Below are 15,868 nucleotides of genomic sequence, written 5' to 3'. Positions count from 1 at the left end.
GATGAAGCTGCTCGCCAACGCCCGCCAAGCGGCCCTGCCCGCCGCGATCCTGCTGCTCGTCGTGTTGATGGTCGTGCCGATCCCGGCCGCGATGCTCGACGTGTTCTTCATCATGAACATCACCATCAGCTTGGCCGTACTGATGGTCGCGCTGAACGCAGAGAAGCCGCTCGATTTCTCCGCCTTTCCGACCGTGCTCCTGTTCGCGACCTTGTTCCGCCTGGGGCTGAACGTCGCCTCGACCCGCGTCGTGCTAGTTCACGGTCACGAGGGCGAGTCGGCCGCGGGCCACGTGATCGAGGCGTTCGGCACCTTCGTGATTGGCGGCGATTACGTCGTCGGCCTGTTCGTGTTCGCGATCATCGTCATTATCAACCTGATCGTCGTGACCAAGGGCGCAGGCCGCGTATCCGAAGTGTCGGCGCGCTTCACGCTCGACGCCTTGCCCGGCAAGCAGATGGCGATCGACGCCGATCTGAACGCGGGCCTCATCACGCCGGACGAGGCCAAGAAGCGCCGCGTCGATGTCGCGACCGAGGCCGAATTCTACGGCTCGATGGACGGTTCGTCGAAGTTCGTGAAGGGCGACGCGATCGCGGGGCTGCTGATCCTCGCCGCCAACATCGTCGGCGGCCTGATCCTGGGCCCGGTCAGCCACGGTCTCGGCATCGCCAAGGCGGCGCAGACCTATACCATGCTGGCGATCGGCGACGCATTGGTCGCGCAGGTGCCTGCCTTGCTGCTGTCGATCGCCGCCGCCTCGATCGTCACCCGCGTGAAGTCGGAGAAGGATCTCGCCGGTCAGATCGGCAGCCAGTTCGGATCGGCGCGCACCTGGACGCCGGTCGCCGCGATCCTGACGCTCCTGGGCGTGCTGCCTGGCATGCCGCACCTCGTCATCCTGCCGATCGCGGGAATCGCCGGCTTCGCCGCGTGGAAGCTCAACCAGATCGCCAAGCGCCCCGCCCCCGCCGAGCCGGCGCCCGTGGCCGAGGCACCCGATCTGTCGAAGATCGGCTGGGATGAGGTGACCGAGGGCATGATGGTCAATCTCGACATCGGTTACGGACTTGTGCCGCTCGTCGACGAGCGCCGCGGCGCGCCGCTGATGGCGCGGATCACCGGCGTGCGCCGGCAGTTGTCGAAGGAACTCGGCTTCGTCGTGCCGCAGGTCCGCGTCCGCGACGACATCAACCTCGCGCCCTACACCTATCGCTTGATGCTGGGCGGGGTGTGCGTCGGCGAGGATCAGGTCTCGCCCGACGAGATGCTGGCGCTCGACACCGGACAGGGCTTCGGTGAACTCCACGGCAAGAAGGCGAAGGACCCGACGTTCGGGCTGGAGGCGACGTGGATCGCGCCCGGCGACGCCGATGCCGCGACGGGACAGGGTTACCTCGTGGTCGACGCCGGCACCGTGATCGCGACGCACCTCAACCACGCGCTCGGCGCCAATGCGTCCGACCTGCTGGGGGCCGACGAGGTACAGGCGCTGCTCGACGGGCTGAAGGAACGCTCGCCGCAGCTCGTCGCCTCGCTCTGCCCGCAGCCGCTGCCGCTCACCACGCTGACCGCGGTGTTGCGCGCGCTGCTCGCCGAAGGCATTCCCTTGAAGGAATTCCGCCGCATCGCCGCCGCGATCTCGGCCTGCGCGCAACATAGCGCCAATGCCGAGGAGATCGTCGAACTGGCGCGGCCGCTGCTCGGCGGGCTCATCATCCAGAAGCTGGCGGGCGTGCGCGAGCCGCTGCGCGTCATGACGCTGGAGGGCGGGCTCGAGCAATTGCTGGGGCAGGCGATGCGCGCCGACCCGTCGCGCCGCCACGTCATCGAACCCGATCTCGGCCGCCGCATCGTCGATGCGCTCCAGGCCGCGGCCCAACCGATGATCGCCGAGGCCAAGCCCTTCGCGCTCGTCGTCCAGCCCGCGATCCGCGTCGCGGTACGCAAACTCGTTCGAACCGTTCTGCCGGATACCCCTGTCATGAGCTTCTTCGAAGTACCCGAGGACAAGGCCGTCGAGGTCGTCGCCGTGATCGGCGGGGCACAAGCGCCCGCGCACGTCGGCCATCAGCAGGCGCTGGCGGCATGAGCGCCGAGCCGATGCGCAGCACCTTTGCCGACGCGCAGCCGGTGGCAACGCCTCCCCTCACCGCCGCGCCACTCACCTATAGTCCGCGCGTACGCGCGCGCGATGATGCGGCGCTGGTGCAGGCGCATCTGCCGCTCGTCCGGCGGATCGCGTGGCACGTTCACGGCTCGGTCTCGACCGCGGTCGAGGTCGAGGATCTGATCCAGGTCGGCCTGGTCGCGCTGGTCGAGGCTGCCGCGGCGTTCGAGGATCGCGGCCAGGTGACGTTCAAGCAATATCTGACCACGCGGTTGCGCGGCAGCATGATCGACGAGCTGCGCCGCCACGCCGCGATGACTCGCGGCGCGATCCGCCGCCGGCGCGAGTATGCGCGGGCGACCAGCACGCTGTCGGGCGAGCTGGGCCGCGCGCCGAGCGAGCGCGAGCTGGCAGCGCGGATCGGCGTTTCGATCGAGAAACTGCGCGCCGACTACGCCAGCGCCGACGCGGTAAAATACGAATCGATCGACGAGGTCTACGCCGACGATCAGCCCTGGTTCGCGAGCGACGAGCCCGACGCGTTTACGCAACTGGCGGATGCCGAGCAGCGCGCGTGCCTTGTCGCCGCGATCGCGAACCTGCCCGAGCGCGAGCAATTGGTAATCCAGCTCTACCATGTCGAGGAACTGAACCTCGACGAGATCGGCCAGGTACTCGGCGTCGGCGCGGCGCGCGTGTGCCAGATCAAGGCCGCGGCGCACACCAAGCTGAAAAAGGCGATGCTGCGCCGCTGAACGCGCGCCCTACCCTGCACCTTTCGCCCCGCCCGCGCGACCAGCGCCGGCGGGGTTCCTTTTGCGCCGGCGGTGCGTTGGTCGCGGCGAAGGAGATGATGCATGACCGACCAGCCTAGCCCCGAGCCCGAACTGCCGATCGGCGACGTGGATGCGAGCGGCGTCCCGCTCGGTCACGAGGCGGAGCGTCGTCCGGCAGAAAGCGACGACGATACCGCGGCGCACGACGACGGCACCGACATGGATACCGACGACCTGACCGTCCAGGGCGGCGAGTAATCGCGCCACGGATCTGCGTCCTGGACGAAGCGTCGCGGCGTCGCGGAAGGTCGCAAAGGTCACACCCCCTACGCGTACGCGCGGGCGCGCGGGTAGATACGGCGATGTGAAAAAGCGGACTGTCCGCGCTCTGCCGCGGGTGCTGCGTGTGAGACAGCCCGGATAAGCAAAAGCCCCGGCGGTCGGATGACCGTCGGGGCTTGATGCCAGCGAGGCTTTGTCGCGACTTAGCCGAGCAGCTTGAGCACACCCTGGCTCGACTGGTTCGCCTGGCTGAGCATCGCGGTCGACGCCTGGCTGAGGATCTGCGCCTTGGCGAGCGCGGTCGTCTCGGTCGAGAAATCCGCGTCCTCGATCCGGCTGCGCGCGTCCGACAGGTTGGTCGCGTTCGAGGTCATGTTGTTAACCGCCGATTCGAGCCGGTTCTGCACCGCGCCGAGACCCGCGCGCGTGGTCGAAATCTGCTTCAATGCTTTGTCGAAATCGTCGAGCGAAGGCACGACCGGGGCGGCAGCGGCGGAGTCGCCCGTCATGCCGTTCAGGGTCGTATCCATATCGACCACCTTCGACAACGCGTTGTTGGTGGCGTCGTTCTTGGTCAGATAGTCGAGCGAGATCGAGAGCGTGTCGGTGCTGTTCGCACCGGTCTGGATCGTCACCGATCGCGCCGCCGGCGTGGCCTCACCGTCGCCCGCGAACAGCGTCTTGCCGTTAAAGGTCGTGTTGGTGACCACCGAGCGGATCTGGTCGGCGAGCGCGTTCTGCTCCTTGTAGATGTTCTGCTTGTCGCTGTCCGAATAGGTGCCGTTCGACGATTGCACGGTCAGCTCACGCATACGCTGCAGCATGTTGGTGACCTCGTCGAGCGCGCCTTCGGCGGTCTGCGCCAGGCTGATCCCGTCGTTGGCGTTGCGGATACCCTGGTTCATGCCCTTGATCTGCGCAGTCATCGAGCTGGCGATCGCGAGGCCGGCGGCGTCGTCTTTCGCCGAGTTGATGCGCTTGCCGGTCGACAGGCGCTCCATCGAGGTGGCGAGCGACTTGCCTGCGGCGGTCGAGGCATTGGCGGCACGCAGCGAGGAAATGTTGCTGTTGATCACGGTCATGGCAGGGTCTCCATCCATTAGCACCGCTGCTGCCCCCACGGCGACCACGATGCGTTCGCCTTGTGAAACGACCGCCGGCGGCCGAGTTTAAGGACTTTTCGCGTGCAAATTCGTGATCCGGCATGCCCCGGACGCGGAAAAGGGCCCCGGCATGTCGCCGGAGCCCCCTGATTACGCGGATGCGCGGCGTCCGAGTGGGGGCGATGCCGCCCCCGCCCGCGCGAGATCAGCCAAGCAGCTTCAGCACGCCCTGCGCCGACTGGTTCGCCTGGCTGAGCATCGCAGTCGACGCCTGCGACAGGATCTGCGCCTTGGCGAGCGCGGTCGTCTCGGTCGAGAAATCGGTATCCTCGATCCGGCTGCGCGCGTCCGACAGGTTGGTCGCGTTGTTGGTCATGTTGTTGACCGCCGATTCAAGCTGGTTCTGCGTCGCACCGAGCCCGGCGCGTGCGGTCGCGACCTGCTTGAGCGCGTTGTCGAACTTGGTGAGGTAGTCGTCTGTGCCGGCAGTGCCCGCGTCAGCAACGGTTACGTCTACGCCCAAGGCCTTGTTGACGTCAGTCTGCGTCGCGGTTGCCGAGTCATTGATCTTGCTCAGCGAGATCGAGACGAAATCGTTGGCATTTGCGCCGGTCTGTATCTTCACGCTGGTGGTTGAACCGTTGAACAGCGCGGTGTTGTTGAACTTGGTGTTGGCGAGCACGTCGGACACCTGCGAACCGAGGGCGGTCATTTCCGCCTTGATGTTCTTCACGTCGTCGCCCGAATAGGTGCCGTTCTTCGCCTGCACGGTCAGCTCGCGCATGCGCTGGAGCATGTTCGAAACCTCGTCGAGCGCGCCTTCCGCCGTTTGCGCCATTGAAATGCCGTCGTTGGCGTTGCGCACGCCCTGGTTCATGCCCTTGATCTGCGCGGTCATGCTCGACGAGATCGCGAGGCCGGCGGCGTCGTCCTTGGCCGAGTTGATGCGCTTGCCGGTCGACAGGCGCTCCATCGAGGTCGACAGCATGCTCTGGGCCTTGGTGCCCGCATTCGACGCGCGCAGCGACGAAATGTTGCTTCCGATAACGGTCATGGGTTTGCTCCAGGTCGGCCCCGACCGCCGCCCCCATGGCGGGGGACCAGGTGCCCGCTTTCCCAAACGACCGGCGCGAGGCGGCTTTTAGCGCTAAATCGCTCGCGCGCTTCGTCCGCGCGGCCTGCCCAGACGCGACGAACCCCGGCCGCCGTGTGGCGACCGGGGTTCGCGTACGGAGCCGATACCCAAGCGGGGGCGGCACCGGCTCCTGGCAGGATCAGCCGAGCAGCTTCAGCACGCTCTGCGTCGACTGGTTCGCTTGGCTGAGCATCGCGGTCGAGGCCTGCGACAAGATCTGCGACTTGGCGAGCGCGGTCGTCTCGGTCGAAAAGTCGGTGTCCTCAATCCGGCTGCGCGCGTCCGATAGGTTGGTCGAGGTTGCGGTCATGTTGTTGACCGCTGATTCGAGACGGTTCTGCACCGCGCCGAGGCCAGCGCGGGTTTGGCTGATCGTCTTGATCGCATCATCATAGTCGCCGAGGGAGGGAGCGGTTGCAGCCAACGCAGCATCGGCGGGCGTTCCCGTCGTCACCGACGCGGTGAAGATCTTGGCCATCGATGCCTCGCCGTCGAGATCAGTCAGCGTCAGATCGATCTTGTCGCCGGCATTAGCACCGGTCTGCACGTTCACCGTCGCCTTGCTGCCATCGAACAGCGCGGTGCCATTGAACTTCGTGTTCTTGAACACGCTGTCGATCTGCTTGGCGAGCGCGAGTTTTTCCTTGTCGATGTTGCCGACATCGTCGGTCGAGTAGGTGCCGTTCTTCGCTTGGACGGTCAGCTCGCGCATGCGCTGGAGCATGTTCGACACTTCCTCCAGCGCGCCTTCCGCGGTCTGCGCCATCGAGATGCCGTCGTTGGCGTTGCGGATGCCCTGGTTCATGCCCTTGATCTGCGCGGTCATGCTCGACGAGATCGCGAGGCCGGCGGCGTCGTCCTTGGCCGAGTTGATGCGCTTGCCGGTCGACAGGCGCTCCATCGAGGTCGCGAGCGACCTGCTCGCCATCGTGGACGCATTGGTGGCGCGCAGCGCCGAGGTGTTGGATGCGATAACGGTCACGTCTGTTCTCCTGTGCCCAAACCGCCCGCCGCCCCCCGTTTGTCCGAGGCAGGATGCCGAGCCGTCGACGCATCAAACGACCGCCCGGCGGCAGGTTTTAGCCGTTTGTTGCCGGCGACCGGCAGCGTGGTGCCGGACGATGTGCCCGCGGCCCGCCGCCTCGCGCGCCCTCGCCTACGCGTAGGAAAACACCCCGCGCGCGGGAGCGGACGCGCCCGGAAATTATCTGCCGGCAACGGCGGCAACGATACGCGGCGTTAACCAATTCGGCGGCAAAAGAACGTCACCAACAAGGGAATCGATTTCATGCGTTCGATCGTGCCGTCGGCGAGAGTGATGAACGAGCATCTGACGCTCGTGTCGTCGCTGCGCGCACAAGGCTTCGCGGTGGAGCTGCCCGGCGGCCGCGCGCAGGCGGGTGCGGGGCATCTGGTGGCGGACGGCGAGGCGATGGCGGTGCCGGCGCGCACGCTGATCGTCGCGCGGCCCGACACGGGCGAGGCGCCGACGGTGGTGCCGTTCCGCGACGGGCAGCCGGCTCGGATCAGCTACGCGCACGACGATGCCGCGGTCGGCAACGCGTTCGCGCGCGCGCTGATCGGCGGACCCGAGCTGCCGACCGCCGCCGATCCCGAGAGCCTGGCGCTGCTGGCGCTCGCCGAGCGCGTGGCGGAAGCAGACATCACCGTGCTGATCAACGGGCCGACCGGCACCGGCAAGGAAGTGCTGGCGCGCACGATCCACGCGAACTCCGCCCGCCGCGATGGGCCGTTCGTGGCGCTGAACTGCGCCGCGCTGCCCGAGACGATGCTGGAGGCGATGCTGTTCGGGCACGTGAAGGGCAGCTTCACCGGCGCGAGTAGCGCGGGCGACGGCTTCTTCCGCGCCGCGCACGGCGGCACGATCCTGCTCGACGAGATCGCCGAGATGCCGGTGGGGTTGCAGGCGAAGCTGCTCCGCGTGCTGCAGGAGCGCGAGGTGGTGCCGATCGGCGCGACGCAGCCGGTGCCGGTCGACGTCCGCGTGGTCGCCTGCGCCAACCGCGATCTGCAGGCCGAGGTCGCCGCCGGTCGCTTCCGCGCCGATCTTTATTACCGTCTGTCGGTGTTCCCGCTGACCACCAAGGCGCTGGCCGAACGCGCGCAGGACATCCCCGCGCTTGCCGCCACCATGATCCTGCGGCATGCCGGCACGCGCGCCACGGTGCCGTGGCCGTCCGACGAGGCGATCGCCGCGCTGATGGCGCACGACTGGCCGGGCAACGTGCGCGAGCTGGAGAATGTGATCCAGCGCGCGTTGCTGTTTGCCGGCAACGCCGACGTGATCGAGGCGCACCACATCCTGTTCGATCGCCCGACCGCCGCGGCGGTCGTGGCGCCCACGGCCGAGCAGGCCGACGCGCCCGCGACGCTGGGGCAGGTCGTGCAGCTCTCCGAATTCGCCAAGATCCGCGAAACGCTGGCGGCGTGCGGCGGCAGCCGGATCGAGACTGCGCGCCGCCTCGGCATCTCCGAGCGGACGCTGCGCTACCGCCTCGCCAAGGCACGCGAGCAGGGTGACGATCTCGCCTCGGCCAACACGCTCCAGGCGATCGGCGCATGAGCGCGATCGGCAGCGTCGGCGGGGTCGACCGCGTGATGGCGCTCAGGGCGCAGATCCTGGAGCGCAACAGTGCGTTGCAGCGCGCCAATACCGCCGCGGGTGCCGCCGCGCCCGAGAGCGCGACGGCGTCTGCGCCGACCAGCTTCGCCGACACGATGCAGAGCGCGCTGGCAAAGGTGAACGAGGGCCAGCAGCGCGCCTCGGCTTTGTCGGAGCAGTACGAGCGCGGCGAGACGATCGACATCGCCAAGGTAATGCTCGCCCGGCAAGAAGCATCGGTCGGCTTCGAGGCGACGATGCAGGTCCGCAACAAGATCCTGTCCGCATACAAGGACATCATGAGCATGCCGGTCTGACATGAGCAACGCACTTGCTCCCGCCAATAATCTCGTGCCCGAGAAGTTCGCCAACCCGCTGCGCCAGATCCAGGGCGCGCTCGCGCAGCCCGCGGTTCGCCGTGCAGGTCCGATGGCGCTGATGGTCGGCCTGATCGGCGCGGCCGGGCTCGCCTGGTCGGCGCTGTCGACGCCGCCGCAGAAGACGCTGTTTGCGGGGCTGCCCGATGCCGACAAGGCGGCGGTGACGAGCGCGCTGACCGCGGCGAACATCCCCAGCCACATCGACGATGGTGCCGGCACGCTGACCGTCAACGAGGAAGATTATTCCAAGGCGCGGCTGCTGCTGGCGGGGCAAGGCCTGCCCAAGGCCGCGCCGGGCGGCTACGCGATCCTTGATCAATTGCCGATGGGTGTCAGCCGCGCGGTCGAGGGCGAGCGGTTGCGCCAGGCACGCGAGACCGAGATCGCGCGCTCGATCCAGGAGATCGACGCGGTCGCCGAGGCACGCGTCCATCTGGCGGTGCCTGAGTCCACCGTGTTCGTGCGCGACAATGCCGCACCCTCGGCCTCGGTGGTCGTCAAGTTGCAGGCCGGGCGATCCTTGTCGGACGCGCAGGTCGCCTCGATCATCAACCTCGTCGCCTCGTCGGTGCCGGGGATGAAACCCGACTCGGTCACCGTGGTCGATCAGCTCGGCGCGCTGCTGAGCAAGTCGGGCGATGGCGGCAGCGACAGCGGAGACGCGCGATTGCGCGTGCAGCGCCAGGTCGAGGACAAGGTGCGCCAGCAGTTGAACGCGCTGCTCACCCCGCTGGTCGGCGCGGGCAATTTCACCGCCGAGGTGCAGGCCGACGTCAACATGGACGAGACCAGCGCCACGCGCGAGAGCTACGAGAAACAGGGTGCGTTGCGCGCCGAGACGGGCAATTGGACCGGCAATCAGGCGAACGCGCAGACCCCCGGCGGCATTCCCGGCGCGCTGAGCAACACGCCCCCGCCCGCCTCGCAACTGTCGACGCCGCAGCAGGCAACCGGCAATCCGGGCACGCCCGGCGCCGCGCCGGTCGCGGGCGGGCCGGCGCCCGATGCCAACAAACAGTCGGACAGCTTCCAGCGCGCCTATGATCTGGGCAAGGAAGTGTCGGTCACGCACGCCGCACCCGGCAGCATCAAGCGGCTCTCGGTCGCGGTGCTGCTGCGCGATCCGGAGAAGGGTCGCCGTACCGCGATGGAGATCAACCAGATCGACAGTCTGGTGAAGTCCGCGGTCGGCTTCGACGGCAACCGCCAGGATCAGGTCACGGTGATCAGCCGCAAGTTCGCCGGCGCCGACGACGCGGCGAAGGACGGCCCGGCGTGGTACGACAACAACTGGCTGCCCGTGCTGGCGCGCAACCTGACCGCCATTGTCATCGCGCTGCTCGTCCTGCTGCTGGGCGTGCGCCCGATCGCCAAGGTGTTGATGAAGAAGCGCGAGGACGCGACCCCTGCCCTTCCCGCCCCCGGCGCGGTCGGCAGCGACGGCGTGGCGACGCCCGCGCTCGACGCCGACGGCAACCCTGCGATCACGGTCGCGCCGCCGGTCAGCCTGGAGCAGATCGCGGCGAGCCGCAGCTACGAGGAGAAGATCGGCGCGGTGCGCGGCTTCACCCGCGACAATCCGGCGCGCGCGGCGCTCGCGGTGCGTGACATGATCATGGCGGACGCCAAGTCATGAGCGAGCAACTGCCGATGCGGCACTTCACCGGCGTCGAGCGCGCCGCGGTGCTGATGATGCTGGTGGGCGAGGAGGAAGCCGCCGCGATCCTGCAGAAGCTGGAGCCCGAGGAGGTCCGCCGCCTGGGCAGCGCGATGTTCGCGGTCGCCGACGTGAGCGAGGAGGACGTCGAGCTGGTGCTCGACGATTTCGTCGGCCGCGCGCGGGAGCGCAACGGCATCGCATTCGATCCGCGCCCGCACGTCGCCGCGGTGATGAACCGTGCGCTGGGGCCGGAGAAGGCGGAAAGCGTGCTCGCGCGGATCACGCCGGCGGAGGCCGCGTGCGAGATCGAGCTGCTCGACTGGCTCGACGCCCCCGAAATCGCGCAGATGCTGGAAAAGGAACATCCGCAGATCGCGGCGGTGCTGATCGCCAACCTCGATCCCGCGGTCGGCAGCCAGGTGCTCGAACTGCTGCCCGATGCGACACAGCCCGACATCCTGCACCGGATCGCCAAGCTCGGGCCGATCACGCCCGAGGCGGTGGAAACGCTGCGCCAGATGATCGCCAACCGATCGGCCAAGCGCGCCGGGCGCGGGCCGAGCCAGGGGCTGCAACTGGGCGGCACGCGCGAGGCCGCGAAGCTGCTGCAAGGCGCGCGCAAGGCGACCGAGCAGCGCGTCATGCCCAAGCTGTTCAAGCTCGACCGCGATGTCGCCAAGCAGATCGAGGAAGCGATGTTCGTCTTCGACAATCTGCTGGAGATGGACGACAAGAACCTCGGCACGCTGATCCGCAACGTCGACGGCGACATCCTGACGCGCGCGCTGAAGGGCGTGGACGAGATCGCGCGCAATCGCTTCCTCGGCTGCATGTCGGCGCGCGCCGCCGACGGCATCCGCGACGAGATGGAAGCGCGCGGGCCGATGAAGCTGTCGGAGGTGCTCGATGCGCAGAAGGCGATGATCCAGATCGCGCGCAACCTGGCGAAGGACGGCACGATCCAGATGGGTGTGGGCGACGACGATTATGTCTGAGGCGGGTTTCTCCACGCGCACATCTGGTCAGAGCGACAGCGGCGGCTTCGTCGTCGGCTTTCCCGCGCGGCGCGATGCCGCGGCGATGGCGCTCGCCGATGCACAGGCAACGCGCGCAACGGGCTTCACCCCGGCCGAGTTGATCGCGCGGATCGAGGAAGCGTTCGGCGGCGGGCCGAAGCATTTCTCGCCCAACCAGGCGAACGCCGCCGCGCCGCAGCATTTCGCGCCCGCCGACCGCGACGGTGACCCGACCGCAGGCTGGGACCCGATGGACGCCGATGCCGCGCCGACGCCGTTCATCGATCCCGTCACGACCGCGCATGAGGCGGGCTACGCCGAAGGCTATGCCGCCGCGCGTGTCGAGCTGGAGGCGGCCTGCGCACGCGACGGCGCGATGCTGACGGGCCTCGCCGCCGCGCTCGGCCAGGCAGGCGGGTTCGACCGCGACCTGCTCGCCGGGCGGCTGCGCGCGACCGTGATGACCTTGGTCAGCCGCGTGATCGGTGAAGCGGGTGTCTCCGCCGACCTGCTCGCCCGGCGCGTTGAGGCGGCGACCGACCTGCTGGCGGATGCGAGCGAATCGGCGATGCTGCGCGTCCACCCCGACGATGTTGCGTTGCTCGACGGGCATCTGCCAACAACGGTGTTCGCGGTCGGCGACGATCAAGTGGCGCGCGGCAGCTTCGTGATGGAGGCGGCATCCACGATCGTCGAGGACGGGCCCGGATTGTGGCTCGACCAGCTCACCGCCGCGATCGACCGCGTCGCGCTGCCCGCTTGAACCCGCCCGCCTGATCCGAACTGGCCGACACGCCCATGCTGAACGTCTTCTCAGGCGACTATCTCGATACGATCGCCAATGCCGATTTCGCGCCCCGTGCGCGCGTGTCCGGGCGGTTGTCGTCCTATGACGGGTTGCTGATGGAGGCGGTCGGGCTGTCGCTGCCGGTCGGGACCGTGTGCCGCGTCGGCGACCATGTCGAGGCGGAGGTGATCGGCTTCCGCGGCGGTCGCACGCTGATGATGAACCTGGGCGGTCCCGCCCCGCTGTTGCCGCAGGCAGCGGTACGTCCGCTCGGCGCGGCCGGTGAAGCGGAAGTCGGTGCGGCGATGCTCGGCCGCGTGGTCGACGGCGCGGGCAAGCCGATCGACGGGCTCGGCCCCATTCGCGGGGCCGGGCACTGGCCGCTGGCGGGGAAGCTGCAATCGCCGCTCGACCGCGGACGCGTGCTCACGCCGCTCGACGTGGGCGTGCGCGCGATCAACGGATTGCTGACGATCGGCCAGGGGCAGCGCGTCGGCATCATGGCGGGCTCGGGCGTCGGCAAGTCGGTGCTGCTCGGCATGATGGTGCGTGCGGCCCAAGCCGACGTGATCGTCATCGGGCTGATCGGCGAGCGCAGCCGCGAGGTCGCCGACTTTCTGGAAACCAAGGTCGCAGGGCAAGCGCGCGCGCGTTCGGTCGTGGTCGCGGTGCCGGCCAACCACTCGCCGGTGCTGCGCATCCGCGGCGCGCTGCGCGCGACCGCGATTGCGGAAGCGTTCCGTGCCGAGGGCAAGAACGTGCTGCTGATCATCGACTCGCTCACCCGCGTCGCGCACGCCGGGCGCGAGATCGGGCTGGCGCTGGGCGAGCCGGCCTCGGCACGTGGCTATCCGCCGTCCGCGATCGCGATGCTGCCGAACCTGATCGAGCGCGCGGGGTCTGACGTGCACACCGGCGGCGCAATCACCGCGATCTACACCGTGCTGGCGGACGGCGACGACGGCAACGATCCGGTGGTCGACTCGGCGCGATCGATCCTCGACGGGCATATCGTGCTGACGCGCGCGTTGGCGGAAGCGGGCGTGTACCCGGCGATCGACGTGTCGAAATCGGTCAGCCGCGTGATGACCGACATCGCCGAACGCCCGCACCTGGCCGCGGCGCGCGCCCTCCGGCGGCATCTGGCGACCTACGAGCAGAACCGCGACCTCGTGCTGATGGGCGCGTACCGGTCGGGCAGCGACCCCGCGATCGACGCCGCGATCGCCTACCATCCCGCGGTGATGGAGTTCGTGCGGCAGGATACCGACCAGTCGGTGAGCCTCGACGACGCGGTCGTCGAGCTCACCGGGGTGTTCGGCGACGCCTGATGCCGCTTGACCATGCCGCTTGATCCGGGGCGCCTCGCGCGCGTCCACCGCGTTCGCACGCTGCAACTGGGGCTGGCGCAGGCCGACGAGGCGCGCGCGCGCGATCAGGTGGCGAGCGAGCAGGCGCTCGCAGGACGCATCGCGCAACTGGCCGCGGCGGTCGCGCCGACCGAGATGGATCTGGGCGCGATGTCGCTCGCCGCCGCCGCGCATTACCGCGAGCGATTGCAGCGGTCCTCCGAAGCCGCGGCCAACCGCGTCCGCACCGCAGAATATGAGGCGCAGCGCACCGCCACGGCGACGCAATCCGCCAAGCGCGATCAGAGTGCGATCGAGAAGCTGATCCAGCGCGGGCAACAGGCGCTGGTCGAGGCCGAGCTGCGCAGCCTGCAGGACCTGCCCGGCACCCCGCGGAAGAACCGGCACGATCCTTGCTGATCGTTCTACCGGTGCCCTTTTGCCGGTGAGTTTCCACGCCTTCCATGACCGCGATCGCCAGCCTTTTGTCGACTACCGCCGTCCCGCTGCCGGGTGCACCCGCGCCGGCGAGTGGGACGCCACTCGCACCCTTCCCCATGCTGGTCGCCCCGGTCGTCGACACGGCGGCGGCGACGGGGCGGCAAGCGCTCGCCGCCACCGGCAACGCGCTGCCGGTCACACAGGGTGACGACGCGCTCGCATGGCTCGGCGTCGGTGTGGAGGGTGACGCTGCATCGGTCGCGGGCGCGTTGGTATCGGACGCTGCTGGTGCCGGTCCGAACACGGTCATGGGCGAAGGGCCCGTCATGGTCGCGAGCGCGTCGCATCAGCCAGCCTCGATCATGCCGCCCGGCGAGCGGATGGCGGGACTTCCGGGCCGGCGTCCGTCTATGCCGGTCACGGTCGCGACACCGATCGGCGCCAACGCGGACCCGCAGAACGAAGCGCTTCCGAGCACTGACCACGCTGATGTGAAGGACGACGCCGCCGAGCCGGCGCCCAGCGCGGAGTCGCTGGTCGCTGTACCGCTCCCGGCCGTCTTGCCTTCGGTGACGCCGCGTCTGACTGCGGTCGGTGCACCGCGCCCGCGCGATGGTGACCAGCAGCAGGCGATCGGCGCATCGCCGGTCATGGTACGAGCAGCCGATCCGGCAACCGTCCGGCAAACGCCGCCGCATAGCGGGCCCGTGCCGACCGGAGCTGCGGCGGCGCCCTCTCCCCTTGCGCCGGTGGCCAGCCCGGAGCTCGGGAGCGGTGTACGAACGCCCGTTCCAGCCGCGCAGGATGTTGCGGGTGAGACGACCCCCGTGCTCGTCGCCGAGCAGCCCGAGCAGCACGGCGCGGCTGTTGAACGCTTCGCGACCCCCGCCCGCTTCCAGGCCGAGCCGGCAATCTCTGCGCCTGCTGTTCGCCCCGGTGGCACTGGCAACAGCGAGGTAAATGCACCCGCTCGCGTGAACAGCTCTGTTCGCGTGCCCGAATTCGTTCGCTCCGCGCCCGTAGACGGGGTAGCGATGTTCCCCTCGGAAAACGTCGCGACCGCGTCATCGGGACGTGCCGACACGGCGCAGCCTGCGCCCGAGTCAGGCACGTTCTCGCGCCGCACCCGAACCATCGCGCCCGCTACGCTCGGCACCGGCGCAGCGCTTCCGCTGGTCGTCGACACCTTACATCCGGCGGCGCCCGCCGAACCCGCCAAGGGAGTGAGCGTAACGACCGTCGCCGGCTCGACACCGACCCCGCTCGCTGTCGCCGTGCCTCAAGGTGGCACGCGCGTCGGTCAGCCGCTCGCACACGCGGTCGCGGGCGATGTGTTCCCGCCTGCGACCACCCCGTCCGCGGCGCCGCAGCCGGCGATCACCGCCGAGGCGGCGATCACCGCTCCCATCATCCCTGCGGCCTCGAACGGCACGGCAGCTTCACCGACGCAGCCGCCGCGAGTCGAGCAGGCGCCCCCTTCTGGCGCGATGGCGACGCCGGTCGGCTTCGACCGGCCAGTCGTGTCGGAAAAGCCGTCCACGCCGATCACGGTGCCGCTCGCCCCGGTGCCGCGCACGGCGGCCAGCGACGGGTCCGCTGCGCCTGTCGCCAGCAGCGCGCGCGCCGCGCAGGTCTTCGCCGCGGCAATCCACCGCGCACTCGGCGAGCAGGACGCGCGCCGGCCGACTGATCCCGCACCCACGCTCGCCGCACCCGCGCCCGCGCTCGTCGCCGGCGTCGGGGCAGCCGGTTCAGCGCACGCGGGCACGCTCGACATGCGGCACGGCTCGTGGCCCGCGGTGATGATCGAGCGGATCGCCAGCCTGCGCGACATGGCGGCGGAGAACGATACGAAATTGCGCCTGTCCCCCGACATGCTCGGCACGATCGACGTGTCGCTGAAGCGCGACGGCGACGCGGTGCAGGTGCAGATCAGCGCCGAGCAGGCGCAGACGCGTCAGATGCTCGCGGAGGCACAACCGCGGCTCGCCGAGCTCGCCGACGCGCGCGGGGTCAAGCTGCACCTGAGCGGCGCTCCGGGCGGCAGCGCGGAACAGCAGGCCGGCAGCGGCCCGGGGCAACACGCCGGCGGCGACGCGCCGCGGCAGCAGGCTGCACCCGCGTCACCCTTTTCCACCCGTCCGCGCAGCGCCGCCCCCCGCGGCGACGCGGATGCTCACGACGAACGCATTGCCTGAGGAGGTGA

The 15,868-nt window shown here is 69.1% G+C and carries 14 protein-coding genes; 11 read left to right on the top strand and 3 right to left on the bottom strand.

The annotated features are described in order from the left end of the window. The first annotated feature begins 1 nt into the window (after position 1). The 3 genes from flhA to Q0579_RS05000 all read left to right on the top strand — a co-directional run bounded on the left by flhA (position 2) and on the right by Q0579_RS05000 (position 3,144). Positions 2–2,092, top strand: coding sequence for a flagellar biosynthesis protein FlhA (flhA, locus tag Q0579_RS05010; protein ID WP_298809788.1), 2,091 nt, complete (start codon positions 2–4; stop codon positions 2,090–2,092). Beyond that, on the top strand, positions 2,089–2,865 hold the full coding sequence (locus Q0579_RS05005) for a FliA/WhiG family RNA polymerase sigma factor (RefSeq protein ID WP_298809786.1): 777 nt from the start codon (positions 2,089–2,091) through the stop codon (positions 2,863–2,865). Before flhA ends, Q0579_RS05005 begins: the two co-directional genes overlap by 4 nt. Before the next feature lie 102 nt (positions 2,866–2,967). After that, on the top strand, positions 2,968–3,144 hold the full coding sequence (locus tag Q0579_RS05000) for a hypothetical protein (protein WP_298809785.1): 177 nt from the start codon (positions 2,968–2,970) through the stop codon (positions 3,142–3,144). A 227-nt stretch (positions 3,145–3,371) separates the two neighbouring features. Here Q0579_RS05000 and Q0579_RS04995 read toward each other — a convergent pair whose 3' ends face one another. The 3 genes from Q0579_RS04995 to Q0579_RS04985 all read right to left on the bottom strand — a co-directional run bounded on the left by Q0579_RS04995 (position 3,372) and on the right by Q0579_RS04985 (position 6,388). Next, positions 3,372–4,250, bottom strand: coding sequence for a flagellin (locus tag Q0579_RS04995; RefSeq protein WP_298809783.1), 879 nt, complete (start codon positions 4,248–4,250; stop codon positions 3,372–3,374). A gap of 226 nt (positions 4,251–4,476) precedes the next feature. Further along, positions 4,477–5,325 carry a flagellin gene (locus Q0579_RS04990; RefSeq protein WP_298809781.1) on the bottom strand — a complete coding sequence of 283 codons (849 nt, stop codon included), beginning with the start codon at positions 5,323–5,325 and terminating at the stop codon, positions 4,477–4,479. 220 nt (positions 5,326–5,545) lie between these two features. Further along, positions 5,546–6,388: a flagellin gene (locus Q0579_RS04985; protein ID WP_298809779.1), complete on the bottom strand. Its 843-nt coding sequence runs from the start codon at positions 6,386–6,388 to the stop codon at positions 5,546–5,548. Positions 6,389–6,694: 306 nt separating this feature from the next. Between Q0579_RS04985 and Q0579_RS04980 the strand changes: the two genes are divergently transcribed. The 8 genes from Q0579_RS04980 to Q0579_RS04945 are packed head-to-tail and all read left to right on the top strand — an operon-like array spanning position 6,695 to position 15,860. After that, positions 6,695–7,990 (top strand): sigma 54-interacting transcriptional regulator, encoded by a 1,296-nt coding sequence (locus Q0579_RS04980; RefSeq protein ID WP_298809778.1) that lies wholly within the window; start codon positions 6,695–6,697, stop codon positions 7,988–7,990. Beyond that, the gene (fliE, locus tag Q0579_RS04975) at positions 7,987–8,346 is read left to right on the top strand and encodes a flagellar hook-basal body complex protein FliE (RefSeq protein ID WP_298809777.1); all 360 of its coding nucleotides are present in this window, start codon (positions 7,987–7,989) and stop codon (positions 8,344–8,346) included. Before Q0579_RS04980 ends, fliE begins: the two co-directional genes overlap by 4 nt. 1 nt (position 8,347) lies before the next feature. Beyond that, positions 8,348–10,045, top strand: a complete 1,698-nt coding sequence (gene fliF / locus Q0579_RS04970) for a flagellar basal-body MS-ring/collar protein FliF (RefSeq protein ID WP_298809775.1) — start codon at positions 8,348–8,350, stop codon at positions 10,043–10,045. Further along, a complete protein-coding gene (fliG, locus tag Q0579_RS04965) occupies positions 10,042–11,064 on the top strand; it encodes a flagellar motor switch protein FliG (RefSeq protein WP_298809772.1) in 1,023 nt (340 codons plus the stop codon). The genes fliF and fliG overlap by 4 nt, the downstream gene beginning before the upstream one ends. Then, the gene (locus Q0579_RS04960; RefSeq protein ID WP_298809769.1) at positions 11,057–11,848 is read left to right on the top strand and encodes a FliH/SctL family protein; all 792 of its coding nucleotides are present in this window, start codon (positions 11,057–11,059) and stop codon (positions 11,846–11,848) included. Before fliG ends, Q0579_RS04960 begins: the two co-directional genes overlap by 8 nt. A gap of 35 nt (positions 11,849–11,883) precedes the next feature. Then, entirely contained in the window at positions 11,884–13,203 is a 1,320-nt protein-coding gene (locus tag Q0579_RS04955) for a FliI/YscN family ATPase (protein WP_298809767.1), read from the top strand. A 12-nt stretch (positions 13,204–13,215) separates the two neighbouring features. After that, the gene (locus Q0579_RS04950) at positions 13,216–13,641 is read left to right on the top strand and encodes a hypothetical protein (protein ID WP_298809764.1); all 426 of its coding nucleotides are present in this window, start codon (positions 13,216–13,218) and stop codon (positions 13,639–13,641) included. Between the two features lie 44 nt (positions 13,642–13,685). Further along, complete coding sequence (locus Q0579_RS04945; RefSeq protein ID WP_298809761.1) at positions 13,686–15,860, top strand: flagellar hook-length control protein FliK; 2,175 nt, start codon at positions 13,686–13,688, stop codon at positions 15,858–15,860. Positions 15,861–15,868 lie beyond the last annotated feature (8 nt).

It is taken from the genome of uncultured Sphingomonas sp. (assembly GCF_936927845.1).
Classification (GTDB): Bacteria; Pseudomonadota; Alphaproteobacteria; order Sphingomonadales; family Sphingomonadaceae; genus Sphingomonas.
Note: the sequence above shows the minus strand (reverse complement) of the source record. Positions and strands in the feature narration are given on the sequence as shown.

Excerpts from the sequence above, each read along its gene's own strand:
- flhA (WP_298809788.1), top strand. The coding sequence starts at position 2 with ATGAAGCTGCTCGCCAACGCCCGCCAAGCGGCCCTGCCCGCCGCGATC.
- Q0579_RS05005 (WP_298809786.1), top strand. The coding sequence starts at position 2,089 with ATGAGCGCCGAGCCGATGCGCAGCACCTTTGCCGACGCGCAGCCGGTG.
- Q0579_RS05000 (WP_298809785.1), top strand. The coding sequence starts at position 2,968 with ATGACCGACCAGCCTAGCCCCGAGCCCGAACTGCCGATCGGCGACGTG.
- Q0579_RS04995 (WP_298809783.1), bottom strand. The coding sequence starts at position 4,250 with ATGACCGTGATCAACAGCAACATTTCCTCGCTGCGTGCCGCCAATGCC.
- Q0579_RS04990 (WP_298809781.1), bottom strand. The coding sequence starts at position 5,325 with ATGACCGTTATCGGAAGCAACATTTCGTCGCTGCGCGCGTCGAATGCG.
- Q0579_RS04980 (WP_298809778.1), top strand. The coding sequence starts at position 6,695 with ATGCGTTCGATCGTGCCGTCGGCGAGAGTGATGAACGAGCATCTGACG.
- fliE (WP_298809777.1), top strand. The coding sequence starts at position 7,987 with ATGAGCGCGATCGGCAGCGTCGGCGGGGTCGACCGCGTGATGGCGCTC.
- fliF (WP_298809775.1), top strand. The coding sequence starts at position 8,348 with ATGAGCAACGCACTTGCTCCCGCCAATAATCTCGTGCCCGAGAAGTTC.
- fliG (WP_298809772.1), top strand. The coding sequence starts at position 10,042 with ATGAGCGAGCAACTGCCGATGCGGCACTTCACCGGCGTCGAGCGCGCC.
- Q0579_RS04960 (WP_298809769.1), top strand. The coding sequence starts at position 11,057 with ATGTCTGAGGCGGGTTTCTCCACGCGCACATCTGGTCAGAGCGACAGC.
- Q0579_RS04955 (WP_298809767.1), top strand. The coding sequence starts at position 11,884 with ATGCTGAACGTCTTCTCAGGCGACTATCTCGATACGATCGCCAATGCC.
- Q0579_RS04950 (WP_298809764.1), top strand. The coding sequence starts at position 13,216 with ATGCCGCTTGATCCGGGGCGCCTCGCGCGCGTCCACCGCGTTCGCACG.
- Q0579_RS04945 (WP_298809761.1), top strand. The coding sequence starts at position 13,686 with ATGACCGCGATCGCCAGCCTTTTGTCGACTACCGCCGTCCCGCTGCCG.